This window comes from Brevibacillus sp. BC25, from assembly GCF_000282075.1.
Classification (GTDB): domain Bacteria; phylum Bacillota; class Bacilli; order Brevibacillales; family Brevibacillaceae; genus Brevibacillus.
Genome location: NZ_AKIX01000093.1, coordinates 13,855 through 40,084, shown reverse-complemented (window position 1 = coordinate 40,084; position 26,230 = coordinate 13,855). Strand labels below are relative to the sequence as shown.

Annotated in this window: 21 protein-coding genes; 2 read left to right on the top strand and 19 right to left on the bottom strand. The window is 49.0% G+C overall.

The window, feature by feature from the left end:
• Position 1: 1 nt before the first annotated feature.
• The 3 genes from fdrA to PMI05_RS22160 are packed head-to-tail and all read right to left on the bottom strand — an operon-like array spanning position 2 to position 3,056.
• A complete protein-coding gene (gene fdrA, locus PMI05_RS22170; RefSeq protein ID WP_007726587.1) occupies positions 2-1,546 on the bottom strand; it encodes an acyl-CoA synthetase FdrA in 1,545 nt (514 codons plus the stop codon).
• A complete protein-coding gene (locus tag PMI05_RS22165) occupies positions 1,528-2,439 on the bottom strand; it encodes a DUF2877 domain-containing protein (protein ID WP_007726585.1) in 912 nt (303 codons plus the stop codon). Before PMI05_RS22165 ends, fdrA begins: the two co-directional genes overlap by 19 nt.
• Positions 2,440-2,447: 8 nt before the next feature.
• Positions 2,448-3,056, bottom strand: coding sequence for an ankyrin repeat domain-containing protein (locus PMI05_RS22160; protein ID WP_007726583.1), 609 nt, complete (start codon positions 3,054-3,056; stop codon positions 2,448-2,450).
• A 216-nt stretch (positions 3,057-3,272) separates the two neighbouring features.
• Here PMI05_RS22160 and PMI05_RS22155 point away from each other — a divergent pair, with 216 nt between their 5' ends.
• Positions 3,273-4,967, top strand: coding sequence for a PucR family transcriptional regulator (locus PMI05_RS22155; protein ID WP_039961194.1), 1,695 nt, complete (start codon positions 3,273-3,275; stop codon positions 4,965-4,967).
• Positions 4,968-5,209: 242 nt separating this feature from the next.
• Here the strand turns inward: PMI05_RS22155 and PMI05_RS22150 are convergent, their stop codons facing one another.
• The 3 genes from PMI05_RS22150 to PMI05_RS22140 all read right to left on the bottom strand — a co-directional run bounded on the left by PMI05_RS22150 (position 5,210) and on the right by PMI05_RS22140 (position 6,764).
• Positions 5,210-5,824, bottom strand: a complete 615-nt coding sequence (locus PMI05_RS22150) for a PH domain-containing protein (protein WP_007726579.1) — start codon at positions 5,822-5,824, stop codon at positions 5,210-5,212.
• A gap of 43 nt (positions 5,825-5,867) precedes the next feature.
• Positions 5,868-6,425 carry a nitroreductase gene (locus PMI05_RS22145; RefSeq protein WP_007726578.1) on the bottom strand — a complete coding sequence of 186 codons (558 nt, stop codon included), beginning with the start codon at positions 6,423-6,425 and terminating at the stop codon, positions 5,868-5,870.
• Between the two features lie 81 nt (positions 6,426-6,506).
• Positions 6,507-6,764 carry a hypothetical protein gene (locus PMI05_RS22140; protein WP_007726576.1) on the bottom strand — a complete coding sequence of 86 codons (258 nt, stop codon included), beginning with the start codon at positions 6,762-6,764 and terminating at the stop codon, positions 6,507-6,509.
• 70 nt (positions 6,765-6,834) lie between these two features.
• Between PMI05_RS22140 and PMI05_RS22135 the strand changes: the two genes are divergently transcribed.
• Positions 6,835-7,215: a RidA family protein gene (locus PMI05_RS22135; protein ID WP_007726574.1), complete on the top strand. Its 381-nt coding sequence runs from the start codon at positions 6,835-6,837 to the stop codon at positions 7,213-7,215.
• A 61-nt stretch (positions 7,216-7,276) separates the two neighbouring features.
• Here the strand turns inward: PMI05_RS22135 and PMI05_RS22130 are convergent, their stop codons facing one another.
• The 13 genes from PMI05_RS22130 to PMI05_RS22070 all read right to left on the bottom strand — a co-directional run bounded on the left by PMI05_RS22130 (position 7,277) and on the right by PMI05_RS22070 (position 26,209).
• A complete protein-coding gene (locus PMI05_RS22130; RefSeq protein ID WP_007726572.1) occupies positions 7,277-9,802 on the bottom strand; it encodes an SEL1-like repeat protein in 2,526 nt (841 codons plus the stop codon).
• A 144-nt stretch (positions 9,803-9,946) separates the two neighbouring features.
• Positions 9,947-10,684: a PIG-L deacetylase family protein gene (locus tag PMI05_RS22125; protein WP_007726569.1), complete on the bottom strand. Its 738-nt coding sequence runs from the start codon at positions 10,682-10,684 to the stop codon at positions 9,947-9,949.
• Positions 10,685-10,694: 10 nt separating this feature from the next.
• The gene (locus tag PMI05_RS22120; RefSeq protein ID WP_007726567.1) at positions 10,695-11,711 is read right to left on the bottom strand and encodes an N-acetylglucosamine kinase; all 1,017 of its coding nucleotides are present in this window, start codon (positions 11,709-11,711) and stop codon (positions 10,695-10,697) included.
• Complete coding sequence (gene argH / locus PMI05_RS22115; protein ID WP_007726564.1) at positions 11,711-13,219, bottom strand: argininosuccinate lyase; 1,509 nt, start codon at positions 13,217-13,219, stop codon at positions 11,711-11,713. Before argH ends, PMI05_RS22120 begins: the two co-directional genes overlap by 1 nt.
• A 110-nt stretch (positions 13,220-13,329) precedes the next feature.
• Positions 13,330-15,861, bottom strand: a complete 2,532-nt coding sequence (locus PMI05_RS22110; protein ID WP_007726562.1) for an NEW3 domain-containing protein — start codon at positions 15,859-15,861, stop codon at positions 13,330-13,332.
• 120 nt (positions 15,862-15,981) lie between these two features.
• Positions 15,982-18,501, bottom strand: a complete 2,520-nt coding sequence (locus PMI05_RS22105; RefSeq protein ID WP_039961201.1) for an NEW3 domain-containing protein — start codon at positions 18,499-18,501, stop codon at positions 15,982-15,984.
• Between the two features lie 53 nt (positions 18,502-18,554).
• Positions 18,555-20,282, bottom strand: coding sequence for an iron ABC transporter permease (locus PMI05_RS22100; protein WP_007726558.1), 1,728 nt, complete (start codon positions 20,280-20,282; stop codon positions 18,555-18,557).
• A 14-nt stretch (positions 20,283-20,296) separates the two neighbouring features.
• The gene (locus PMI05_RS22095) at positions 20,297-21,373 is read right to left on the bottom strand and encodes an ABC transporter ATP-binding protein (protein WP_007726554.1); all 1,077 of its coding nucleotides are present in this window, start codon (positions 21,371-21,373) and stop codon (positions 20,297-20,299) included.
• A gap of 123 nt (positions 21,374-21,496) precedes the next feature.
• Positions 21,497-22,621, bottom strand: a complete 1,125-nt coding sequence (locus PMI05_RS22090; RefSeq protein ID WP_007726552.1) for an extracellular solute-binding protein — start codon at positions 22,619-22,621, stop codon at positions 21,497-21,499.
• Between the two features lie 24 nt (positions 22,622-22,645).
• On the bottom strand, positions 22,646-23,824 hold the full coding sequence (locus tag PMI05_RS22085) for an ROK family protein (protein ID WP_007726551.1): 1,179 nt from the start codon (positions 23,822-23,824) through the stop codon (positions 22,646-22,648).
• Positions 23,825-24,569: 745 nt separating this feature from the next.
• Entirely contained in the window at positions 24,570-24,848 is a 279-nt protein-coding gene (locus PMI05_RS22080) for a hypothetical protein (protein ID WP_007726550.1), read from the bottom strand.
• 403 nt (positions 24,849-25,251) lie between these two features.
• On the bottom strand, positions 25,252-25,527 hold the full coding sequence (locus PMI05_RS30580; protein WP_039961190.1) for a hypothetical protein: 276 nt from the start codon (positions 25,525-25,527) through the stop codon (positions 25,252-25,254).
• Between the two features lie 220 nt (positions 25,528-25,747).
• Positions 25,748-26,209, bottom strand: coding sequence for a hypothetical protein (locus PMI05_RS22070; RefSeq protein WP_007726548.1), 462 nt, complete (start codon positions 26,207-26,209; stop codon positions 25,748-25,750).
• Positions 26,210-26,230 lie beyond the last annotated feature (21 nt).

The following is a 26,230-nucleotide window of genomic DNA, read 5'->3' as shown; positions in this document are numbered from 1 at the left end:
ATTATTCCCCTTTCGCAACAAATTCTCTAGCCAGTAGACCTGCGTTCGTGCTGCTGCTCGCAATCGTTACGCCTGCATCCATCAGCTTCTTCACTTGCTCATCGAAGTTCGGTGTATCGAGGTCGGTACCCAGCACGTAGCCCAGGATTTCCAAATGTCTGCCTTCTTTGGCAGCCCGTGCTTTTGCTTCGATGATTGCTGGCAGCATCACGCCTACTGGATCTTCGTGGGAACCAAAACCCAGGATGAAGTCCATGAGAATGACACCGACAGAAGGATCTTTTGCTTCTTCCAAAAATCTCGCGATGCGCGTGGAAGGATCGATCATCGGGTGCGGCTTGCCATTTGTAAAGTCGTCATCGCCCATGTCGAGGAAAGTGTGAGCCTTGCTCTCATGGATGTTTTTCAGCTTGTAGTCTGGTTTCTTTTGAATGTTGCTGTAAACTTCTTCAAACTTGTCCATCGCGAGGTACATTGCTTCGTCGCACAGCGTACCGCCGCAGAACAGCCCGCGAACGTATTTTTGTTCCGGTGTCAGCTTTGCCCGCACTTCTTCAATCAGCGGCCAGTTGAGAGCGCGCTTGTTAAGCTCGTCTTCGTTGGCACCAGCCAGCACAACTGCTTTGATAGCTGCTTCCTTGCTCGTCTTGGCAAAATGTCCGCCTGCTTCCAGAACCGGCGTTTCTTCTCCACCAATGAAGTACACAACCACAGGTTTTTTGCAGCTCTTCACTTGCGCCAGCACTTTTTCCTGTACACTTGGCGCTGGTGGCTTGGAAATGAGTACGATGACCTTTGTCGCCTCATCCTCTTCCAGTGCTTTGATTCCGTCTAGCATCATGATGCCGCCGACTTGCTCGGAGAGGTCGCGACCACCAGTACCGATCAGCTGCGTAATACCGCCGCCGAAGTCGTGAATACGCACACTCACCTCTTGGCTACCTGTACCAGATGCTCCTACGATCCCGATGTTGCCTTTTCTCACTGCGTTTCCGAAGCATAGTGCCACATTGCCGATAATCGCTGTACCGCAGTCAGGTCCCATCATCAACAGGCCTTTTTCATGCGCGAATTGCTTGAGGGCGATCTCCTCCTCGATGCTCACGTTGTCGCTGAACAGCATGACGTGCAGATCGTTTTCCAATGCTTTTCTCGCTTCTCTCGCCGCAAATGCACCGTTTACCGAGATGACAGCGAGGTTTGCCTCCGGAATGCTGGCTGCCGCTGAATCAATCGTGGAGTATTTGATCTCTGTTGCAGATTTGCTGCCGCCTTTTTTCTTGAACAGTTCTTCGATGGCAATGAGAGCGCTCTCGCACAGCTCGTCTGTCGCCGCCTTTACCACGATCATCAAATCACTCGTTTTCGCTGCTTCCAGCTCAGGTGTGAGCAAGCCTACGTTTTTCAATACTTCTTTGTTCATGTCGGTGCCCATCGCAATAACCGCTTGTTCGACACCTTCAATTTGATTCGCTTTTGTAGATAGAGACATCAGGGATACCGAGTCAAAATACGTGCTTTGCTTGATTACGACTTTGGTAGACATACATTACCTCCAGCTTCTAGATTTCGTTCCAAACCACATAGGATGCCAAGCAGGATATCCGTCCCCGACGACGAGCCGATCCCGATGATTTTGTCTAAAGCAGGGACAAGCTCTGCCATGGAGCCGGACACCATGCATGAAAGTAAGTCATTTAGCGACTCTCTTACTTGTCCATGGGCTGCTTTTTTCAGCGTGATCGCACTGATTTCGTTCGTTAATGCTTGGGACGAACGGACGATTTCATCGAAAAATGGGCATGACAAACAAGAGGAAATGTTTTGCATTTTGTATACACTGCACAATCCCACTAAAAAATCGTCACCTGAGGGTGTTAACCCCGGTCCCAGTCCGATAAGACTTATCGCATGCTGAGTAGCTGACTCTATGCGGTTGTTCGCCAGATCGTCGGAAAGCAGGTCTGCACGCTGGATCAGCATACGGGACATCTCTTTCTCAAACGGACTGGCAGGTTGGGAGGACATTTTCATGCCCCCCATCTTGCCGTATACGTCCACGTAGTTTTTCGTGAACGCCACATTTCTGCGCAATACATCTACGCCTTCTATGTCACAAGGATAGGAAGGAAGCTCACCTTCCCACTTTGTTGCTTGCTGAGTCCATATTCGCAAATCCGCTCCAATAACGAGCGTACTATCTTCCGTAATGACCGGAGCGTTAACGGACAGCCCCAGCTCTGAAAAGCCCTTTACATTAATGATGAGCGTGTTCGGTGCATTGTCTAGCTGATGGTTGCCAATGGTGTACAATTCCCCGTTTTCGCTGCATGTCAGATTGATCGTTCGCTCAAAAATACTGTGTACGGTCCCGCTAAAGTTTGCTCGTGCCAAACGCTCAAGGAAACCAGCATCGCCAGACAACGCCTGGATGTACATGGGACGCTTTACTTTGCTCCTGCTTCCAGCAAGATTTTTTCGATCTCGGTGTAGCCTTTTCTTCTCGCAAGCTCAAGCGGTGTTACGCCGTATTTATCTACCATCTGCACATTGCAGCCATGCTCAATCAATAGTTTGATGATCGTTTGTTGCTTCTCGCCGCCATCACCTAAGATGATCGCTTCGATGAGTGGTGTCCAACCCACAAAGTTGGTATGGTTTACGTTGATGTCAGTCGTCGTTACGAGCTCACGTACGATGTCCACATGACCTTTTTCGCAAGCTGGTGTAATCCCTACGCCACCAAAACGAGTCAACAACTCCAGGTTTGTTCCTGCCTTGATCATCATTTTGACGAGCTCCAGCTTGCCGTTGATGCAACCGAACAAGAACGGGTTGAAGCATGTCTCATCCTGCAAATCTACATCTGCACCCGCTTCTACCAAAAACGATACCGCTTCCAATTTGTCGTTCATCGCAGCAGTCAGAATCGCTGTACGCTTTTGTCTGTTTCTTGCGTTAATATCTACGCCCTGCTCCAGATGCTTTTTCAGTGCTTCGATATTCCCCTCAGCCGCTGCCTCGAGAAATGCTTGTACTACGCTTTTGTCTGTCATAGTAAGCCCTCCATGATCTCGTGATTGAACAACCCGCCAAGATTGGCTGAACGCTTGCTCTTTTAAAAAACAATTAGACAAGCACCCCGTACTTACATCATTATTTTAGACAGGATGAATGGAATCGTCATTGTGTATGGAAACTAAAAAAATTGAGGTTCACTTGTGCACATTGCACAATTACAGGAATCCCTTTGTGGCAAAGGAGTGAACAAGGTGCTGACCATCAAAGATTTGCTTACCATTCAATCCATAGATGGCATCAAAATCATCGCTGGAGAGCAAGGCATTAATAACGTCGTCTCCATCGTCAATATCATGGAGAACCCGGATGCTTTTGACTGGCTGTCTTCCAATGAATTACTACTCTCCACCGGATATATTTTCAAGGACAATCCCGAGCTGCAAAATACAATCATCAAGGAATTGGCGGAGATCAACTGCTCCGGGCTCTGCATCAAGATGCACCGCTATTTTGATCAAATCCCGCAAAACATGATTGATCATGCCAACAAGTATGGACTCCCGCTTTTGGCCCTGCCTTTTGAATACACGCTGTCTAAAGTGATTGCCATTATTAACGAGAAAGCCTCCGGGCGCTACGACTTGTTGAACCGCAAAACATTGGACATGCATAACGCACTGTTTCGCATTGCGCTGGAAGGTGGCGGACTGGATCGTATCGCTTCCGAGCTGTCTGAGACGATCAACAATCCGATCCTTATTCTGGATCAGGACTGGCATCTGCTTCATTACACGGAAATCTGGCACAATCCGATTCCGCTTGACTCCTGCCTGACCTTAAGCAAAAACAGACCTGTTTTTACCCGGGACTTCACCGAGTCCGTCCCGAAAAATATTAGCCAGATCAAAAAGTCGATCAAGCGTATCTACCATGCGAAAGATTATGAGGTTAAATGCAGGATTCTCCCCGTTGCTGTGGCTAATCACATCTACGGATACATCGTCGTCTGGCAAACCGTGTGGGAGCTTACCGAATTTGACTACATTGTGTTGGAACAAGCGTCCACCATCGTGGCGCTGGAGCGGATCAAGGCGAGAGAAATCGAGGAAGTGAAGCTGAAGATCAGACAAGACTTTTTCGATGACTTACTCACAGGTAAAATCACTTCGGCTGACTCGCTGCAAACCTTATGTGATCTGCACGGACTACAATCAAGCTACATGTATTTTTGTATGGTTATTAATATCGAGCCGGTTGAGCTGGAAAATTTGGAGGATATAATCGATCGCAAGTACGAGCTGGATCGGATCGCAAAAAAATGCGTCGATCTCGTCTATGACCATTCGAGCAAAGCTCCTGGAGAAATCACCTGCTTTTATCGTAACAATCGGATCATCATTCTCATCGGACAAAATGAGCATCGCCCTGTGGTGTCTGCAAGTGAAGCGAAGCAATTCGCCAATGAGCTGTACAGCGCTCTCGTGGATAAAATCAAGAAAACCTTGTTCTTTATTGGGGTAGGACGTCAGTATAAAAACATCGCCTCGCTTCATAAGAGCTTTTCCGAAGCCCATGAAGCGATCCGCCTGATGCAGAAGTTCAACAGCAAGGGCGATGTCTCTCATTTCGATGATTACTCCGTCTATCATTTCCTGGATTCCAACATTAAGGACATTGAACTGGAAGACTTCTTTTTAAAGCGTCTGGGGAAGCTGTACGAGCATGATCAAGAGTTCGGCACGAGCCTCATGGTGACCTTGGACAACTACTTTCTGTACAATCAAAACGTCAGTGAAGCGGCGAAAGCGATGTTCATTCACCGCAATACGTTTATTTACCGGATCGAGAAGATCAAAGAGATTTTGAACATGGATTTGAAAAACTCGGAGGAGCTGCTTCAAATCCAGCTGGCGCTCAAGATCGGCAAGCTTTTGCATAAGGAGTAAAGCTCGAAAGAGCTTGGTCGACTTGCTGTAGTGGTCGGGAGGAAGGCGTGCCACATGTTTTCCAGTCGCCTTTTTCCTCACTTTGTTCGGGCGGTCTCCTTCCAAACATGTGACACGCCTTCCCGTAAAGCTGTTTGGTTTGCTCGTTTTGAACTACTCGAAGAGTAGAAGCTTGCCGAAGATTTCGCTTAAATACAAAAAGAGCCTCTTTAACGAGGCTCTTTTTTCTTCATTACTACTTTTTAGTTATGAATATATTTTTCAAAGACTTTACCAAAGTCTTTAACGACATACTTGTATCGGATGTCTTCCAGCCAATCGAAGGTGTATTGGTTGATGGACTTGAATTGTGAAGCTACGTCTGCTTGCTGGCCTGTTACGCGGCCGAGTGTGCTTTGGGCGACGTGGAGGCTTTCTTTTGCATGCTGGAGCGCAAGTTCGTTATCGTGCATAATCGATGCGATCTTCACAAGAGCTTTGTAGAGGTCTTTCAGCTCCTCCAAATGCTTTTTGTTGACATCGATCGAATAGTGCTCATTGCCCATGGTGAACTTGATTTCTACATCCAAATCGACGGTTCCGGCTGTTTCCAGATACACGTCAGAGATCGGGTGTGTATGGTAGGAATAGCGGCGCAGCATGCGTTTTTTGCTGGTGGCACTCGTTCCATCCAGATGAACAAGCCCCAGATTGGTGAAGCAGTACTCATCGGACTTTGATTTGATCAAAAAATAAATTTTCTCATGGTCCTCGTGCATGATGTAATCATCAGCGTCCACCTTATCGTAATCCGCTGGTTTTACCACGATTCCCACATTGCTCAAACCAAGTGCGTCTGCCGCAAGCTTTCCAAACATAATGAAACAGCTCCCCTCGATATGTACGGTCTAACCTTCCCCATTACAGCCAGGTCGTCTTTTCTTCCGTTGCTATCCGACTCGTCTCAGGAGCATCTGCCTCGGGATAGCCAATGAACAGCGTACCCACAACCTTTTTATTTTCTGGCGATCCGAGGAATTGCAGCAAGCGCTCATCGCGAACCAAGCCGATTCCTCTCGTGCGCCATACCATGCCCAGTCCCAGTTCCTTCGCTGCCAGCCACATAGAGTGAATCGCGCAGCAAACCGCGTATTCGTTATCCTCTGAGGATGCTTCATCCCCTGGGATCACATCAGCAGTCGCGACAATGACGAGTGGTGTTTTTTCCAGGACGGCTAAGGAATCCTGCACGAGATTCGGCTTGGTCGGAAAACGCTCCAGCAAAAATTCCTTCGCGATTTCCTCGAACCGCAGCTTTGCTTCTCCTCTGATCACATAAAAATGCCACGGCTGACGCAAGCGGTCGTTCGGGGCTAGCACTGCGCAATCTAGCAGCGCCTGGATTTTCTCTGTTTCTACTTCTTTTGGAATATAGTTACGCACGGCTCTTCTGCTTTTGAGTGCCTCTAGTACGGACATGCTGGTTCCTCCTCGGTTGTACCATTTTCTTACGAATCCCACTCATTATATAAGAGGTTGTCATGATCGTATAGGTATCCATCAACGGGAATGAATCGCCAAATGTGCTTGGTGTTCATCTTCTTTTGCCACGTAGATGTCATATTGCTTATTGTCTTCTTCATGGGGAATCATCCCCATGTCTCCCCCTAAATGACGAAGCGCATGAGAGTGAATACGTGTCCGAAAACGAATGCCATGAGCCTCCAGTTTATATGCCACACGCACGTATTCTTGATGACCAATCGTAGTGTAAATCAAGCACTTGTACTTGGAAAAAAGAGTGAGAAAAAAGTTCATAAACCGCTCCACTCTCCTTCTTTTTTGTAGTATATTCCAATTATTGCGGACATGAGAGGGGCATTCTACTATGAATCGAAAGAAAATATTCACGGGTTCACCTTGGGAGCCTGTAGTGGGCTATTGCCGTGCAATCCGAATAGGAGACCGGATTGAAGTGGCTGGCACCACTGCTATGAAGGACGGAGAAGTCGTTGGTGTGGGAGATGCCTATGAACAAACAAGGTTTATCCTAGAGACGATTGAAAAAGCATTGCGAGAATTAGATGCTGATTTGTCTCATGTGGTCAGAACGAGGATGTTTGTAACGGATATCAGCAAGTGGGAAGAGATCGGAAAAGCACATGGGGAGTTTTTTCGCGAGATTCAGCCTGTCGCTACGATGGTTGAGGTCAAGGCATTGATTGACCCGCGTCTGCTCGTTGAAATTGAAGTGGAAGCCATTGTTTAGCATGCTGGTTAGATTGGAAGCGGACCGACGACTTTTCCTGTCGATCCGCTTTTTTCTTTTTCTACGATTGTGTGAGCTCCTCAGGGATATCAAGACCTGCCTTCTCTGCTTCTTCGAGGTGATGTTTCGCCAGAAGCTCGTCCACATATTGCGCTTCATTCTGGTAAATTCTTGCCAGTTCGATATGTGCATGCGGGTAATCTCTTTCCAAAGCAGCATGAAAATAAGTGATGGCGGCGTCGATATTTTTGGCTGTACCGTAGCCATTATAGTAAAAGATCCCCAAATTATAGGCACTGATATCGCCGCCTGCTTCGTAATCTTGGTGATAATAATGCAGCGCCTTTTCGTAGTTTCCTTTTGAATCGTGCAGATAGCCAATCCACGCAAAAACCGGCGAACCCAATAACTCCCCCTGCTCATAATGCCAGAGAGCCTTGTCCAAATCTTGCGGCACCAGTTCTCCGTCATAATAGATGGCGCCCAGATTGTTGTGAGCCAGCGCATGACCGTGTTCTGCAGCCTTGCCCATCCAGTGCATTGCCTGATCGGCATCAGGTTCCGTGCCTACCCCGTGTCGATAGCAACATCCTAATCCATTCATAGCATGGTGGTTGCCTGCCGCAGCCCCTAATTCATACCAGTAAAAAGCTTTATCAGCATCCTCGAATCCTTCTAGACTGTAATACATATGGGCAAGGTTGTTCATGGATGAGGGATAGCCCTTTTTAGCAGCCAGCGTATCGTACAGAATGGCTTTCTCATAATCACCTGCTTCATACGCTTCCATGCCCAGGTTGTACAACGTTTCTACCGGCGTGTACTGATCCACGCTGTCAACATTGGATTGCTCCCCTTTGGCATAAGCCAGCAGTCGCTTGCGAACCTCGTCATCAAAATAATAGCTGGAATAACGATCTTCTACATCCTCCAGAACGAGCGTTTTATCTGCCCTCGACAGCCCGTACTCGCTTACAAGATAAACGTCGTGACCCTTGAAGGCATAAGCAAAACCCCCGACAAATGCCTTTTTCACCACCAGATCGAATTCAAAATCACTCCATCGCTTTTCCGGTGATAAGGCAATGCTCCATAATCCATTTTTCTTCAAAGCATACGCATCCTGATGCAGCCGAAAAATATTCTCATAATCGTCTAAGGGGAATAACCATGCTGGCTGATCGGCATCTCCATGAAAAACGCCTAGCTTTCCATCTTTTTTCGCCAGCACCTGATTGCCCTGCCTTGCCTCCGTATAAACCTGCAAATCAATCAGTTCATCGTATTCGTACGGCAACAGAAGGCTCTCCTGCAGTTTGCCATAAGCGGCGTACTTCTTCCCCTTACGTAGGACGAGCAGATTCGGAAAATGGGTTTGCCGATTCAGTTTATCGAAGCCGGATGCGCCGACAGTGCCATCTTTTTTGTACAAGGTGCTATGACTTGTATCCTTGTGTGGTTTGACGAGAAGAAGCCCTTCGTCGATCTGTTCCACCGCCGCCAGAGGGAATTCCCCAACGTATTTCCAATATTCGTTAAAGATTTTCTGATTTTTCCTGCCTTTAACCGCTGTATGGTAAAATCCGTCCCCACACTTGAAAGCTTCTTCATGCTCAAAATCTATTGTTACTGAACCAGCTTCCCCCAGCACTCCCCATTTTCCGTCTTTCTTTGCCGTATAAAATCGTTGGTAATCGAGCGGTTCCAATTCTTCATAGTCGGTAGGGACAATTGTTTTGCCTTCCAGATTGATCAGACCATATCGATCGTTTCGTTTGACAATGGCACCAGCAGAGCCGTATTCAAAATCGTAGGCATCCTCCCACTCCAACGGAATGACGATTCTCCCGGATTTATGTACATAGCCATATTTGCCATCTCTAGAGACTACGGCGAGATCTTCGGAAGCAAAATCGTAAAAGGCATCGAACTGAGGGGCGAGCAATATATTTCCCTCTTCGTCTTTTAGACCAAACAAGCCAGCTTCCTCAAAAATCTCCACGTCGGAATGCTCTTCATAAGGCTGCCAGATGTGTCCCCAGCCGTATTGGCAGTCCTCATAATTGAGCAGCTCGGCAAAAGAACGAAAGCCTGGGTTCACGTCCATCAATTCGGAGTAGTTCAGCAATGAGATGTCATCGTTGTCCATTGCCTTTGTCATGATCTCGTTGTTATGGGCAATATTGGCGCGCAAAGTTTCCGCCTGCTCGTCATGAGGAATGTCATCCATATTGAATACGTCCCAGGCATCGATGTGAAAATACGGAAGCGTTCGTTTTTCCAGATAGCTGAAAAGCTGATTTCTCGCTTCTAAAAATGCTTCTTTGTTTTGGATTAACCCTTCCTGGCTCTCCAGGAAATCGTAGAATCGCTTCACATTTTCGATACCTGCCTGCGTGTCGTAATAGAGTCCGGAATTGTCCGGCTCGGTATGGTTGTTGTAATTATTTCCGGCGATTAAACCACCTTCTATGAAGAGCGGCTGCAAGAGTAGGGGAACCTCATAGCCCCATTCCACCATCATCGTGTCGTTGCCTTGTGCTTGAGAAGGTTCACTGACGTTATATACATAGACTCTATGTGACATGTCTTCTCTCCCTTTGATTTCCAATTCTACTTGATCACATTGTAAGCAAATCTAGTAGGACAAAACAATCCGACTGATGGGCTATCCAATGTAAAAAAGCTGACTAGCAAAAATCATGCTGGTCAGCCCTTCTTACTTTTTAGATTACAGGTCAATGACAGGAATAGTCCCACCCACACTAACCGGCTCGATCGCCTTGCCCGCTGAACGCACCAAAGTAAAATACTCATAGCAGCCAATGACACCAAAGTCCCCATCGATCACACCCGGATAAGCGCGATTCACGGAATACTCCTGACTTAAGTGAGCCTTCAACGCCTCTCCTTTTTGCATCCGATAGCCCGAAATATCGACCTTGCCTGTAATCGGAACCGCTGGCTTTGGACCATGATCCGGGCAATGATCGTAGTAGTGCGGGATCGAAACATAGTACAGATCAGGGTATTCTGCCGGAGTCATGCTCGCTTCCGCTTGTACGACCGCTCGCGTCGTTGCCTCGCACGTGACGATATGATCGGGATGACCCGTTACCCCGTCCGGCGGAAACGTAACGACGACATTGGGCTTCCATTCTTCTATCGCTTCCCGAATCTTACCCACCAGCTCATCCAGATCGGCATTTTGCAAGGAACCATCCGCGTACCGGAACAAGTCGAGACGACTGATTCCGAGCACTTCCGCTGCTGTCTTCAGCTCTATTTCTCGATGTTTTGCCAGCTTTTCTCGACAATCGATATCGAATGGACCGCTGCGTCCTTTGCAGCCGGAGGTAATGCACAAATAACACGTTTCATGTCCGGCGTCCTTGCACTTTGCCAACGTTCCCCCGCAGGCAAAAGACTCATCGTCCGGATGGGGAAAGACAACCATTACTTTTTTCATTACTGGCACCTCACTTGCCGCTCGATTGGCGTTCTAAATAAGCCAATCCTTTTGCTATGACACCGTAAATCGGATCGTTTTGTGCATTTTCAATGACGACCTGCGAAGCGTACTCTCTGACGCGCTCTACGACGATCTCTCGCACGCGATCATCGTTTTGCAAAACGCCTCCCTGCATGATCATCTGAAACGGCTTGACTTTCATTTGCAACGTATCTATGACAGCCCGAGCAGCATCGAAAAGCTCTTCGCCTGCGACCTGCAAAATAGCTGCTGCCACCTTATCTCCGGCAAGTGCCGCCTGGCTGACCAACGGCGACAGCTCCCCTACTTTCTCTACGGAATAATGCTCACTGTACGTCCAGTTAAACAATTCATCTACGCGTCCCAGTCCAACGTGCGGGAGGAGCTGCTCTTTCAATACGGTCGGCTCTCCACGGCCATCCGCAGCTTTTAATACAGCCATAATCGCTTGCTTGCCGATCCAGTAGCCGCTGCCCTCGTCACCGACCCGATGTCCCCAGCCTCCTGCTCGCGCCGTTTCCTGTTCATCGTTTACACCAAAGGCAATCGAGCCTGTGCCTGCAATGACCAGAATGCCGGGGTTGCCTCCGGTCGCACCGAGCAATGCCGCAAACCCGTCGTTTTCCACAATCAGCTGCTGGACACGAATACCGAGCTGGTGCAGTACCTTGCTCACCATCCGCGAGATCACCTGTCGATCATACTCCGTGTCCAGGCCAGCGATCCCGAACACCGCGCACTCGATTTCCCATTCGATTGGTCCATCCAGTGTCGGAGTGCCGCTCATAAAGGGGGCAATTGTTTGACGAGCGATCGCATCGTCTATAGCTTGGCTGATCGCTGCAACCAACTCACGAGCTGCCGCTTCCTCCCCGATCCCTTGATAATTGCATGAACCGGAGCGTCCTGCACCGATTTCATTTCTGGAGCGGTCCACCAGTACCGCCAGACACTTGGTGCCCCCTCCGTCCACTGCCAGAAGAGGTATTTGCACCACTGCCATTACCCCACACTCCATTCAGCTGTCATCTGATCTAACCCTTTCATCACATTCGCAATCTCTTGCTTTTTCTGTGCCAGCCATTCTGTTTCCTGCTTGCGAACAGCTTGGCGAACAGCGATCATGCGCTTCATTTCCTCTGGATTTGGTCCACCAGGAAGCTTGCGGATCATTACGAAATGAACGGGGTCAAGCGCCAGTCTGAGCTCTTCTGCTGTGAGCGACAGCTCTCGCCCGATTACTTCCACGGCTGCACGGTTTACCAGCTCCAAGCTGATTTGGTTTGCAGCGAGTTGCTCGCTCATTGCTTCTTTTACCACACGACTCACGATGTGATGAGATTTGCGGAACGAAAGCTGATCCGTGCGCACCAATGTATCCGCCAGCTCTGTAACGGTCGCAAAGCTGCCCTTTGCCCGCTCCAAGAGGACGTCCTTGTTCACTTCCATCGTACCCACAACACTCGCCATCAAGCGATACATCTGCTCGAGTACGCCCATGCTCCGCCACGCGTATGGCTGCATGTCATCCTCGGTATCCACGATATCGCCAAAAGGCGTATTGTGCATCATCGTAAGCACTGTTGTCGCATTTCCTGCTGCACTGGACAACAGAGAGCGCATATGTTCAAAGGAAACCGGATTTCGCTTTTGTGGCATGATGGAGCTGATCTGCACGTATGGACTCGCGACTTTTAACCCCGCGAACTCTTGTGTGCACCACAACAGCATATCTTGAACCGTACGCCCCAAATTAATGGCTGCCAATTGTACGGCTGTCGCTACTTCCCCCAAATAATCCGCGCCGCAGACTGCATCATAGGAATTTTCCACCAACTCATCAAATCCGAGCAATTCGCGCATCCGCTCCCGGCTGATTGCAAAGCCAGAAGTCGTCAAGGCCGCTGCCCCCATCGGAGAGCGATTGACAGTGTGATAGGCTTGGATCAGTCGCTTGATATCACGGCTGAGCATGTCAGTAGCTGCCATGATGTAATGCGCCATTGTCGTCGGCTGTGCCTGCTGCGTGTGTGTGTAGCCAATCATGATCGTATCCACATGCTCATTTGCAAAGAGGAGCAAATGCTCTTTCAGATAGAGGGCAGAAGCCAAGGTTACCAACAATTTTTCACGCAGCACCATGCGGTATATGGTAATCCCCATGTCGTTGCGGCTGCGAGCCAGATGCAGATTTCCTGCCACATCAGGAGCCAGTTCCAGCAAACGGCTCTCTACCTGAAAGAACAAATCTTCAAACTGCCCGGTGTAATGCGATTGGCGCAGCTCTTCCATTTCGATCCCACACAGCGCACCAGCAATTCTTTTGGCCTCATCGTCTGTGAGCAATTCTTGTTCACGAAGCATGATCAAATGTGCCTTGTTGATCGCCATCATTGGATGCAGCAGATGATGCTTCGCTTCGTTGAATGCAGGCTCCAAAACCGCCTCCACGTATGTCTTGCCAGGGAAACTGGCTCCCTCCTGTTGAAAAATCCGATCTCTGTAATTCATCTTTCTTGCATCTCCTTCCCTACCCATTCGTAAACTGCTTCTATTTTTGCGTCTGATCTTCTTTTAGGAGGGAGGCGACCGCCGAACGATCGCCTTCCCTTCTACTATGATTACTGCTGTGGGCTGATCATGTTGACAAACAATCGGATCGCACCCGGTACGAGTGACGGAATTTCGCGATACCACACGAGCGAGCTGTAGGTGTACGTTCCTTTTCCATACTTGGCAGTGAGGTACGTACCCGTAAATTCCTTCTCGCCTTCGTCTCCATTGGAGATTAGCTCTGTGTATTCCTTGCCCCACTCGGATGGATTGTAAGCGGAACGATCCTGAATCCAGTTGTCCCAATCTTCCTCCGTGATTTTGTTTGGCGAATGGAACAAGGCATGATCAGGCGCCAGTACTGTTACTTTGGAGTTTTCGTCTGTGACACGCCATTGAATCAGCGGAGCACCGATTTTGATCGGATAAGGAGCCAGCTCTGGCTTCCATTTATCCTCTGGCTTGTGGTATTGCACGACCAAATTTCCGCCGTTTTCTACGTATTTCAGTAAGCGTGCATTTGAAGGAATCAGCTCAGGTCGGAAACCATAAGCGCGAATACCCAGCACGATCGTGTCGTATTGATCCAGATCGCCAGACTCGATGTCTTTAGCCGACAGATTGGTCACATTGACTCCCAATTGGGACAAATACTGATCGATATTGTCAAAGCCACTGGATACGTAACCGACCTTCAAGCCTTCCGGCACCTTCAGATCAAATGCCTGGATGGCAAGCGTTGCAGGTTGGACAAAGTAAGTCGTGCCAATATGCGGGTAACGGATGACTTGGGCTCCGTGTCGGCTCTCTTTACCACTGCCAGACGCTACTGCTGTCACCGTATACTTATCCGGTTGGACCGAAGCATCTGCTTTCACCGTAAAGGCAACCGACTTCGTTTCTCCCTTGGCCTCAAAGGCGAGCGGTGCTGCTTGTGGCTCTACGCTCCAGCCTTTTGGTACATCGAGAGAGATCGTTGTTTTCGCTGCACCTGGATTGTAGTTTTTCACCGTAACTTTGACCGGGATTGGCTCCTCTGGCTTCTGCGTATTCAAAACCGTCGCATTTGGACTCAGCACCATAGAAAAAGATGGAAGAACTGCAATGGCATCTGCTGGTGTCACATGACTATTCGCCGTCGAGCCTGCAAAGCTGTAGCTGACATCTGCCGTAATGGCTGGAGCGGCATACGGTTGGAACAGAGCGGCATCAGAAGGAACTGTGACATCAAATGTCGTTTTCACCGTCTGATTGTAGCCGAGCGATGAGAAGCTGGTGGTCGATTGCGGCTTGGCTTGCCAGCCTTTTGGTACATTCAGCGCGAGATTGATCTTCCCGACTTTTGCTTGGCCGCCGTTGTAAGCCGTGACCGTTACTTTCGTTGTTTGGCCAGCTACCAGCTCAGTTGTCTCAGGCTTTACTTTGGTTACGAGCGAGAGCGCTTCGGCACTAGCTTTGTTCAGCTGGGATTTCTTCACTCCCAAACGATGGCGCAAGTCTGTTTTCGTGTCAGTTGGCAAGGAGGAAGCTTCGACTACTGCCGTCGTTTTTTCCACATCCGCCAGCATTTCATGCGCTTCCTTGGCTACTGAGGCAAAGCTTGGGTACGCAGCAACAACCTCTGCGGCATCCTTTTGCAGCTTTTTCAGTTCACTCGCGACTTTTCCCCCACCAGACTGGCTGGCCACTTCCTTGGCTAAATCGTCAAACGAATAGGCAATTCCCTCAAAAAAGTCTGCTTCCATGTCTTTTGTCTCTACGATGGCTTGATCGAGCTTGTAATAATTGAAGCTTGGCCCTTCGTCATAGTGACGCCCCATACCCTGGCTCTTGTGCATAAAACGGGATTCTTCGCCTAGTTGGACGTAAGAGGCACCATAAATTTCGTCATAGTCACCAACAGGTACCTTGACCGAGTAATCTTGTTCCTTTGCAGGCAGATACAGCTTCTTCACCTGCCAAGGAGCCAAGCCTTCCTTTGCATGCTGTGGAAAAACGTTTGGATCTGCGGCATCCTTGAATGCCCGTACTGTAATGACATTAATCGCGCGATGATGACCGTGAGTCGAAGGTTCGTTCAAAAATGCGGGAATCACGACATCTGGTCTCAGTGTCCGGATACGGCGGATGAGCTTTTCGTACGCTACATCCTCGCCCCATTTTTGCAGGGTTTCATCCGGGCTTTTGGAAAAGCCGAAGTCAAAAATAGGATCATCGATTTTTTCACTGAGGTTCTCCAGATGGATGTTCGTGATTTTGGAAGCTTCCTGCAATTCGCGGGTACGAATGATCCCCAGCGCATTACCTAGCTCGCTGCCTATCTCGTTCTGTCCTCCCTCGCCTCGGTTCGCAATGACACTGGATGTGTCCACCCCTTTGCCAAGCGACAAGTACGCGAGCATTGAACTGTGCTCATCGTCCGGATGTGCTCCAGTGTTCATCGCACTGGCAATCGTGGTGAGCGGCTTGATGGCTTTCCACAGGTCGACAACCCCGCGGTCTGCATGGGCGGTTTCGGGTGCTACCGGCATAATCAGACTCGTGGCCAGCACCGCAGCAGTCGTAATCGTGTACAGCTTGGCAAGTTTCCCCTTACTCAATGAACGTTCCTCCATTCCATTTTCAGATTGATGTCTATATCAATCATGGCGGTCTGTACGTTTGCATTTCATTGATGTAGCCATGGATCGACCCACGGTTGGCCCGGAGTGGATGGGGCATTACTGCTTCTGACTGATCATGTTGACGAACAAGCGAAAAGCGCCAGGGACTAGCTGTGGAATCTCGCGGAACCAGGCAAGCGAGCTGTAGGTGTACGTCCCTTTTCCATAATGCGCCGTAAGGAAAATGCCGCGGAACTCTGGTTCTCCCGGATCACTTGTCGCAATCAGCTCGGTATACTCGCTCCCCCAGCGAGAAGGATTGTAGATGGAGCGCTCCTGCACCCATCCATCCCAGTCTGCTTGGGTAATCACGTTTGGCTCCTGGAACATCGGATGGTCAGGGGCCAACATACGGACGTCTGATTGCTCATTCGTCACCCGCCAATCGATCAGCGATTCGCCGATAAAAATGGGGTATGGCGCCAAGTGCGGCTTCCATTTGTCCTCCGGCTTGTGATATTGAACGACGAGATTTCCGCCGTTTTCTACATAGTGCAAAAGACGCTGGTTGCTCTCGATTAATTCGCGGCGGAATCCGTATGCGCGAATGCCAAGGACAATCGTGTCGTAGCGGGACAAATCGCCCGATTGTATTTCGTTTGCGTCGAGATTGAGGCAATTCACCCCAACCGCGCGCAAGTATTTATCCATATTGTCAAATCCGCTGGATACGTAGCCGATCCGTTGGTTTTTCGGGATGGCCAGGTCAAAGGCTTGAACAGTCAGCGTAGCGGGTCGGATGAAATACGTGCGTCCGACATGCGGGTATTCAATGACCTGCACATCTTGCGCGATCTCTGTCACACCGTCTGTTCCCGTGACCGTAGCGCTGATCTGATATTTGCCATTCGTCACCTGCGGTGTGGTATGAACAGTAAATGCGATCGTTTTCGTCTCGCTGCGGAAAGAAAACGGAACATCGACAAAGGCTGGCTCCGCTGTCCAGCCTGCCGGGACAACGAGAGCGACCTTGGCTGTAGAGCTTCCCGGACGATACTGTTTCAGTGTTACCTTAACCGGGATCGTCTCATCCGTATGTAGCGTGTTTCGCACCACATCTGACGGTGTCAGGGTCACGGCATACGGCGGAAGCACAGCTACACGGCTATCCGGTTCCACGCGAATCGTACTGGCTGTCTCGAAGGCGAAATAGAGCACCTCGACATCGAGCACGGGCGGCTTGTAAGGATGGAACAGCTCCGTCTGTGCAGGAATCGATACCTCAAATACGGTGCACACCGTCTGATTGTAAGCAAGTCGCGGAAACGCAGTTGGCGTGAGCGGTTTCGCCGTCCATCCAGCCGGGACACGCATACGCAGCTGCACATGCTCAACCTCAAGCGAGCCGCCGTTGTAAGCCGTTACGGTAACCGTTGTCGTCTGGCCTGCCACCCACTCGCCCGTCTCTGGCTTGATTTTCACCACCAAAGACAGAGCCTCGGCACTGGCACGGTTTAGCTGCGCTTCCTTGAGTCCTAGCCGATACATCAAATCAATCTTTGTTTCTTCATCGAGTGGAGCCTTGCCTACTTCTTGTTGTGCAGTCGCAAGCAAAGCCTTCATGCGATGAACCCTTTGTGCCACCTCAGCAAAACGCGGGTAGGCATTCAAAACTTCTATAGCCGCATCGTGCATACGGTGAAGCACTTCGGCGAGTTCTTGCCCGCCTTTTGCAGCGATGCTCTGCGCCAGATCAGCAAAACTGACGGGCAGTCCGGAAAAAAAGTCACGCTCTTTTTCTGGTGCTGGGGAAACAGAAGCATCCAATCGGTAGTAATTGTAGGTCGGGCCTTCGTCGTAATGAACACCCATGCCCTGTGTCTTATGCATAAACCTCGATCGCTCACCAAGCTGAACATAAGATGAGCCGTAGATTTGGTCATATTCCCCCACGGGTACAGCGACGTGATAATCATCGTTGTCCATGATAGGCAGATACAGTTTTTTCATTTGCCACGGCAAAAGTCCAGCCTGCCTATGCTCCGGAAAGATCTGTGGATCGGCTGCTTCGTGGAAAGCTCGCTGTGTCAGTAACGTAATCGCCCGGTGATGTCCGTGTGTCGTCGGTTCATTTTCAAAGCAAGCAATGACGACATCGGGGCGCAGCTCCCTGATTTTTCGAATCAATCGCTCGTACACGACCTCTTCGCCCCATTTGCGGAAGGTTTCTTCGGCGCATTTGGAGAACCCGAAATCATGGATGGGATCATCCAGCTCTTCGCTTAAGATGCCAAGCGTCACATTGCCGAGAGATGATGCTTCTTCCAGCTCGCGCGTGCGGATAATCCCAAGCGCGGTACCTTGCTCGCAGCCGATTTCGTTTTGGCCGCCTTCCCCTCTCGTCGCGATCACACTCGTGGTATACACGCCTCTCCCTAGCGCCAAGTAAGCGAGCATAGCACTGTGCTCATCGTCTGGATGGGCACCTGTGTTCATGGCACTGGCAATGGTAGCGAGCGGCTTAATCGCTTTCCACAGATCGAGCAGTCCGTGTTCCCCCTGCATGGTGCGCGCAGATACGGGAATTGGCGGGCAGAGCAGTTTAGTCGGCTGTACCATCGGTGATTTCTTGTCCATCGATTCACTGGCATCCACGAGAAGCTCCTCCTTTTTCACGAAGGCATCCAGCTTTACACGGCAGTTCCCGCTTTATCTCCGGTCAGTTTTCTGGAGATGAACAACACGATGATGATGACCACGATTTGCAAGACACCATAGGCGCAAGCGGTGCCGAATTCATTACTGTACATGCGTTGGAATACCGCGACAGACAATGGTGTTGTCTTCGGTGTGAAAATCAAAATCGAAGCTACGAACTCCCCGATACACTGAACGAATGCCAAAAGCGTACCTGCGAGAATTCCACCCCATGCCATCGGGAACACGACACGTCTGAAGCTGTACCACCAGGAAGCACCCAGATTCCGCGCAGCCTCCTCGACAGATGGGTCCATCTGCATCAAAGTCGCATTGGTAGAGCGAAACACAAGTGGTAGATGTCGGACAAAATACGCCAACGGAATAATCCAGAATGTTCCGATCAAAACCTGTCCAAAGCTGAATGCATTCGGCTCGCTAAACGCTGCAATCAGGTTGATCGCCACAACTGTCCCAGGCAATGCCCATGGCAGCATGATCAACACATCAAGAAGCGTTTTCCCGCGAAACTTGAGGCGAACCATGGCATATGCCGCAGCTACACCGAAAATGACGATCCCGATTACCGCGATAGCAGACAACTGCAAGCTGTTGAGAATCGGACGCCATGTCTTGCTATCCGTGAACAAATCCATGTAATGCGAAAGGGTATACTCCGGAGGTAATATTTGCACCGTCCAGGTACCATCCACTGAGAAGGAGATGAGTACCAATACGAGAATTGGCAGCATCAGAATGACTGTACCGATAAAAGACAGCACAATCGTGGTGTAGCGTCCCGCTTTGCTCTTGATCTCGGTACGATGCACGCTGACCCCTTTGCTCAAATTCTGGTAGTTGCGCGCGCCTTGGTACCAACGCATGATCAAAAGAAAAGCCACGGAAACAATCGAAAGAATCGTAGACTGTGTCGCAGCCATGTCCAAATCTCCATTGGTACGAGACAGATAGATTTGCATCGTCATCGTCCGGTCAATTCCGAAAATGAGCGGTGCCGTATAAGAAGCCATCGAAATCATGAAAACCAACAGAGAAGACGCGACCATGGCTGGCGTGAGCATCGGCAAAATAATGCGCCGCCAAACGGTAAAGCGATTCGCTCCAAGACTGGCTGCCGCCTCTTCCAAGGACGGGTCGAGTCCCTTGATTGCTGCTGTTGCGGTCATGAAGAAATAGGTGTACATCGTAAACGTATGAACGACGACCACACCCCAAATTCCTTTTAACGAGAAAGGAACCTGGGCAAGCCCAAACAGCTCTTTGATGGCTCGTGGAATGATTCCGCTCTCTCCGTACAAAAAGGTAAACGAGAGAACACCAATGAGTGGAGGCAACGCCATCGGAACCAGAGCCAGCACAGAAAGTATTTTTCGTCCAGGAAAATCATAGCGTTCCAATAAAAACGCCATCGCGACGCCAACAATTCCGCACGTAATGACACTCAGAACCGATATGTAGACACTGTTCCACAACGCTTCCAGGTTGGCGGTATGCTCCAGGCTGAAGAAGCGAATGTAGTTTTTCCACGTAATTTCCTCATCGATCTTGATACTCGCAACGAACGTTTCGAACAATGGATAAATGACATAAGCCAACAATATTAAAAAGAGTGGCGATACCAGCACGTAGACGAAGGCGGGTGAAGCGGTGATGGACTTTCGTCTGGCTGCTGTCGGCGCTTGCTGCAACTCTGCTCTCAAAAGCTTCTTCCCCCTTATCCGGCAAAATAAATGCTCTCTTTCGGTATATGTAGGCCGATGGCATCGCCGCGCTGTTTAATCGGTCGTCCCAGGTTGATGGACATGCTGCGCAGGCTCTCCGTTCCTACTTCCGTGACGTAATTGACACACGCCCCTGTAAATTCAGACATGACAACAGAGCCTGTCACTACATTTTGTCCCTCATTCCCTGTACTCTCCAGAACGGATTCAGGACGAATGGACATGGTTACTTTCTCCCCGACAGACAGCTGTGCACGTGGAGAGGCATTTTTCTTGAATCCGCTGAGCATTTGTCCAGAAGCCGTGCGAACCAGCACTTCATCGCCGTCAAACCCGGTAACTGTCCCTTCCCACAGATTCGTCTCGCCGATAAAAGAAGCGACAAAACGGTTTACAGGACGATGGTAAATCTCATGCGGTGTTCCGATCTGCTGCACCTCTCCGCTCTGCATGACCATAATCCGGTCTGACATCGACATCGCTTCCGCCTGATCGTGCGTGACGTAAATCGTCGTAATCCCCAGCTCCAACTGGAGTCTTTTGATCTCAAAACGCGTCTCTTCGCGAAGCTTCGCGTCCAGATTGGACAGCGGCTCATCCAACAGCAGAATCTGCGGCTCGATGACCAGCGCCCGTGCCAGTGCTACCCGTTGCTGTTGTCCCCCGGAAAGCTGATCAATGCGGCGTTCGCCATAGCCTTCCAGACGGACCAACTTCATGATCCGATCTACGCGCTCTTTTGCATCGGTTTTGTTGACTTTCCGAACCTGCAAGCCAAACGCGATATTTTCAAAAACAGTCATGTGCGGGAACAACGCGTAGTTTTGGAATACCATCCCGGTATTGCGCTTATGGGGAGGAAGAGATGTAACCTCCTGTGATCCAAAGCGGATATGGCCTTCCGTTGGATAATAAAAACCGGCAATCATGCGCAGGGTAGTCGTTTTGCCGCAGCCACTCGGACCGAGAAAAGTAAAAAACTCTCCTGATTCGATATGAATGTGAACATCTTCGACCCCTTTTGCTTGGCCAAACCTTTTGTGAACGTGATCAAGTGTTACGCTGCTCATCGGGTTGTGTTTCCTCCTTCATCGCAAGTCATTTCAAGCTGCGTCCGTTTCCAAACAACTTCTATAAGTGACTAGACGGAAAGGACAACGCCTTCCCGCCTAGCTGCTTGGAAAAAAACTTCCTTACTTCTTGCCTTTCCCCTTGATGTTTTCATCCCAATGCTGCATCCACTCTTTTTCTTTTTCAGCCATGACAGCCCAATCGAGTTCCATTGGCTTCAGCTCGAGATTTTTCATGAAGTCTGGCAGTTCGTCCTTGCTGATGTCTGTACGAGATGGGAACTGGAAGCGCTCCTTCGCCAGTTGGGCAGCTATTTCAGGACTCATCAAGAATTCCATGAACTTTTTCGCTGCATCCAGGTTTTTCGCGCCTTTTACCAGAGCCACGCCGTCTACGAGAATCGGTGCCCCGCTCTTCGGATAAATGAAGTCATACGGATGGTTGTTCTTTTTGCTTTGGATCAGAACGTCTTGGAGGTTCCACAAGGAAATGACGCCCTCTTGACGATCCAGCTTCAGATACAGATTTGTCGGGTCTTGCGTGTACTCTTTTGTATTAGCATCGAGCTTGGTCAGCCATTCAAAACCTTTTTCAGGAGTACCCGCCCCTTGACGGAAGATCATTGCGGAATAAATGGTACGCATCGTGCCGGATGGCAGTACGTTTCGGATCACGATCTTGTCTTTGAATTTCGGATCGATCAATTCGTCCCAATCTTGCGGTGCGTCTTCTGGCTTCAGCACCTGCGAGTTGTACATGATGACCTCTGGCAAAAGCATTTCGCCGTACCAGCGATCTTGCGGATCTTTGTACAAATCTGGCACCTTGTCTGCAAAAGTCGGCTTGTAAGGCTCCAGCAGATCTTCATTGGCTGCTGTTGCTAGAGCAGATTGGGTACCGCCCCACCAGAAGTCAGCCTGTGGGTTCGCTTTCTCTGCACGAACGCGCTCCAAAATTTGTTGAGCACCCATTTCGAGTGTTTCCACTTCAATGTTCGGGTATTTTTCTTTGAATTTTGGCAGCACGATTTCAAAAATGTTTTTGTCTCGTCCGGTGTAAATCACCAGTCTTTGTGGGTCACCCGATGAATCAGCAGGTTGAGCAGCCGGTTGCGTGCCTGATTGGCCTCCGTTGTCGGCAGGCTTTGTTTCCTGTCCTCCACTGCCGCACGCAGCCACAGTCAGAGCCAAGGAGCTGACAAATACGCCCTTCATCCATGTTTTCAGCTTGCTAGTTGTCTTCTTCAAAACGAACTCCCCCTCTTGTTCTTCTCACTCTTTGTCAAGCAGTCGTGTGAAAGGAAACGCTTCCAAAACACTGTGGACAGCACCAATTAAACCAGCTCGCTCCCCCAGACTCGCTTTTTCGAGATTAGGCACCTCGGGCACCCATTCTCTCAGCCATTCGTGAATTTGCTTCACCCCTTCACCATCGACGTGGACCATCTCCCCGCTCAGGATCAATATTTCCGGGTTCAAAATACTGATGATGTTCGCCATTCCGTACGCCCAATGTCGATACACATCTGCAAGAAGCTCCTTTGCTTCTGCATTTTGTTTGGCGTGCCGGATCAGCTCTTCTATGACACTCGACCCTTCCTGAAGGTCAGAGAGAAATCCCTTAGCCTGTTCTTGGATGCCCGGAATCGAATAATGCGTCTCAAACACTCCTGACGCGCCATTCGGACGATTATGTACCGGGCCGATCATCATGAAGCCGATTTCTCCTGCTGCCTCACGACTCCCCCGATAAAACTGTCCATCCAAAATGATCCCGGCCCCAATCCCCGTTCCTACGTACATGTAGACGACGTTGGTATGGCCGACCCCTGCTCCACGAACGTACTCGCCCAGTGTCATCATATTCACGTCATTGTCGATAATGACGGGCAGTCCGAGTCGCGCTTCGATTGTCTGCTGAATCGGTGAACCCATCCACCCCGTGCTGGGTGAAAAGCTGACGGTTCCACTGCCACGCTGTGTGACCCCTTGCAAACCGACGCCCATTCCGAGCAGGCGCTCTCGCGGGATGCCGCTTTCACGCAACAAACGATCCAGTCCGGCTGCCAAATCTTCGATGACGGTTTCGCCATTCGCTGGTTGTGCCAGCCGTTTGCGATAGCGAGCCAAGAACTCACCTTTCATATCTGCTATGGCCATATCCAGTGTAGATCCTTCAAAAATCGCTCCGGCAATGGCGTAGGCCTGGTAGTTGTACTCCAACAAAATCGGCTTGCGGCCACCTTTGGAATCGCCCATTCCTACTTCTTGCAGGAGTCCTTCCTGGATCATTTCATCTACGAGGGCGGAAACACACGGACGGCTGAGCTGTGTCTGTTTGGAGATATCCGCGCGTGAAATCTGCCCGTGCAAGACGACCTGTTGCAATACTTCTTCTTTATTCAGTTTTTTCACGAGTTTGCTATTACCTGTTTTTTTGGGAGCTTGCACGCTTCATCGATCACCGCCACACAGTTAGTTAACATTACTAACAAAGATAACCAAATTATAGACACGGTCACACTCAATAGTCAAACAATTTACATTTGTCTTTCATATATTTTTTGGATTTTTAGTGTATATATCCCTTGTTAAAAAATACTAAAAATTCACTCGTCACGCTGTTGTGGTGGGGAGGAAACAGGAGAAAACGCTCAGATTCTTGTCCCACCCGCTGAGGGATTCACTGCCCGACTCCATGCAAAAAGCGAAACCGCGTCCAAAGTGGTCCATTCAGGATGTTTTTTCAGAGGTGGACGCTTAAGGGCGTGTTTCGCTTTTTGCATTCCGTCTCGGTCGGTGTACCAAAGATCTTCGCTGTTTTCTCCTGTTTCCTCTACGAGCTTTCCATGCTTAAACGGAGTTTAAAAGACTTATAAAAATGAAGAATGTCATTAGTTACGCCAGAGAAGAATATTTCCAGACGTAGCGACTTGTGGAGTCCTACCGAGCAGAGAAGGGATTTGCGGGCAAAAGAAACGCAACCGTGCCCATACGACGAAGCGGCTACCACTTTTGCGTTTCCCCGCGAATCTCTTCGGAGCGGACAGTCTCAACCCTCAGCGGGATGGAGCCTGGAGCCTAGACTGGAAAAATTCTTCTCCCACCGCAGCCACTAAAAAAAGCACATCACCCTCTATAGGGGAAATGTGCTTGGATCACTACTCTTCTTTTTCTGATAACCAGACGTCTTATATTAGTCTATGTATCCAGCGATTCCTTTTTTAATCAAGTATTCCATCTCTACATCCAGGATCTTCTCGACGGTGATCTCATCCAGCTTCACATCTGACTTACCCATGATGTAATCTACGAGATCATCAAAATCAACGTCGACATCACCTTTTGCATCTGCCTTCGCACTGTTCATGTACGCTTGCTCATGCTTGAGTACGATCATGATTTTTTGCGGGTCTACTTTTGTTTTGGTAGCTAAATGCAAAACGAGTTCGGTTTCGTTTACTTGCTTACTCATTTGTTGTCATCTCCTATTTCTCTTACCTTCTGTCATTTTACTATATTATTACCGTTCCACACAAAAACGAAAGAAATCAAAATTATATCACGCAAACACCCCTCGCTCTAGAGGTGCAAGAAGAAACTATTGTTTCCAAGAGACAATTTGCCCCTACAAGTTGGATTGTATTCCCAGTATGATCCGTTTGAAAGTATCAGCTCTTATATTTTCCAACTTGCAATTGGGAATATCATGCTTATGCAAAGTAAATAATTATCCTGACTTTATGGGCGACCACCAACATTTTAACAAAAAATATACGCTGAGCATGTTCAGGCGCATTAAAAGCAGATTCTTCCTACTCTAAGCCGAATGTCTGCTAATGCTAAGCGTATAAAACAGTTAAATGTTGGATCTACCCCTATATAAAGGAGATGATTTTGTTGGAAAATAATAACAACAGCAATAACAGCGGCTCGGGGAAACCGGATCCAAAGTCAGAGCCTTCGACAGGGTCTACGACATCTACGACACCCACTACACCCACTACACCCACGAGACCGGAGCCTGGAGGAGGGAAAATACCGATCCCCCCTGGAGGAGGTACAATACCTACACCGACTCCGTCTCCAACTCCGAAGCCTCCGACACCGCATCGATAATAATCCACAGATGAACAAAACACGCTTTTGTTCATTTGTAACCCGTTCTAAGCATGAAAGGAGCCTCTGGGGGCTCCTTTCATTATTTAATCCATATTCTTCTAACAAGCGAACTTCAAAACGTCCGTAAAATTGGCATTATAGCGGCCATTGTCTTTGTAATCGCACGGATGAACCAATCCGCATCCGAGTGGAGCGCGCATGGAAAAATTTAATTGCCGTTTCGCTCGACAATTGAAATGTAGGTTCGTCCCGTCAATCAGAAACTCCAAAATGTAAAAGAAACAATCTCTTATTTGAATAAAAAATATAATCATCCCAAATACCTTCATACCAAAAATTAGGCTGACATTCCACTTTATATACCGTTAGGTGCCCCTCAAAAAAATCTGATGTTAACCTAATAAAACCGTGTATGCAATGCTTTGGGTCAAATTTTACGGATGAATCAAATTGGTGATAAGGATACCCAATTTCAAAGAACCAATCATCACAAGTTTTCTCTAATTTTGCTTTCCAATCGTCAAGTGGTATCAATCGTACTTCACCTAGGTTTTTATCACCCTCTAGATTAAAGCTATATGTAAAAGCAGTAAGAATATCATCATGATACTCTAGTTCATTCCATTCAAATGTATATCCATGATTTGTATGGAGATTTAATAGGGCGAAAGCTTGCAGAAAACCATTTATTTGGGCTTGCTTGATTTTATCCATTCCATCCCCACCCCCATCAGA

Bases quoted from the DNA above. Each gene is read 5' to 3' on its own strand.
- PMI05_RS22120 (WP_007726567.1), bottom strand. From the start codon at position 11,711: ATGGCAGTGGTGCAAATACCTCTTCTGGCAGTGGACGGAGGGGGCACC.
- PMI05_RS22165 (WP_007726585.1), bottom strand. From the start codon at position 2,439: ATGTACATCCAGGCGTTGTCTGGCGATGCTGGTTTCCTTGAGCGTTTG.
- PMI05_RS22080 (WP_007726550.1), bottom strand. From the start codon at position 24,848: ATGAGTAAGCAAGTAAACGAAACCGAACTCGTTTTGCATTTAGCTACC.
- argH (WP_007726564.1), bottom strand. From the start codon at position 13,219: ATGAATTACAGAGATCGGATTTTTCAACAGGAGGGAGCCAGTTTCCCT.
- PMI05_RS22105 (WP_039961201.1), bottom strand. From the start codon at position 18,501: ATGGACAAGAAATCACCGATGGTACAGCCGACTAAACTGCTCTGCCCG.
- PMI05_RS22095 (WP_007726554.1), bottom strand. From the start codon at position 21,373: ATGAGCAGCGTAACACTTGATCACGTTCACAAAAGGTTTGGCCAAGCA.
- PMI05_RS22125 (WP_007726569.1), bottom strand. From the start codon at position 10,684: ATGAAAAAAGTAATGGTTGTCTTTCCCCATCCGGACGATGAGTCTTTT.
- PMI05_RS22135 (WP_007726574.1), top strand. From the start codon at position 6,835: ATGAATCGAAAGAAAATATTCACGGGTTCACCTTGGGAGCCTGTAGTG.
- PMI05_RS22140 (WP_007726576.1), bottom strand. From the start codon at position 6,764: ATGAACTTTTTTCTCACTCTTTTTTCCAAGTACAAGTGCTTGATTTAC.
- PMI05_RS22130 (WP_007726572.1), bottom strand. From the start codon at position 9,802: ATGTCACATAGAGTCTATGTATATAACGTCAGTGAACCTTCTCAAGCA.
- PMI05_RS22145 (WP_007726578.1), bottom strand. From the start codon at position 6,425: ATGTCCGTACTAGAGGCACTCAAAAGCAGAAGAGCCGTGCGTAACTAT.
- PMI05_RS30580 (WP_039961190.1), bottom strand. From the start codon at position 25,527: ATGAACAAAAGCGTGTTTTGTTCATCTGTGGATTATTATCGATGCGGT.
- PMI05_RS22150 (WP_007726579.1), bottom strand. From the start codon at position 5,824: ATGTTTGGAAAGCTTGCGGCAGACGCACTTGGTTTGAGCAATGTGGGA.
- fdrA (WP_007726587.1), bottom strand. From the start codon at position 1,546: ATGTCTACCAAAGTCGTAATCAAGCAAAGCACGTATTTTGACTCGGTA.
- PMI05_RS22160 (WP_007726583.1), bottom strand. From the start codon at position 3,056: ATGACAGACAAAAGCGTAGTACAAGCATTTCTCGAGGCAGCGGCTGAG.
- PMI05_RS22070 (WP_007726548.1), bottom strand. From the start codon at position 26,209: ATGGATAAAATCAAGCAAGCCCAAATAAATGGTTTTCTGCAAGCTTTC.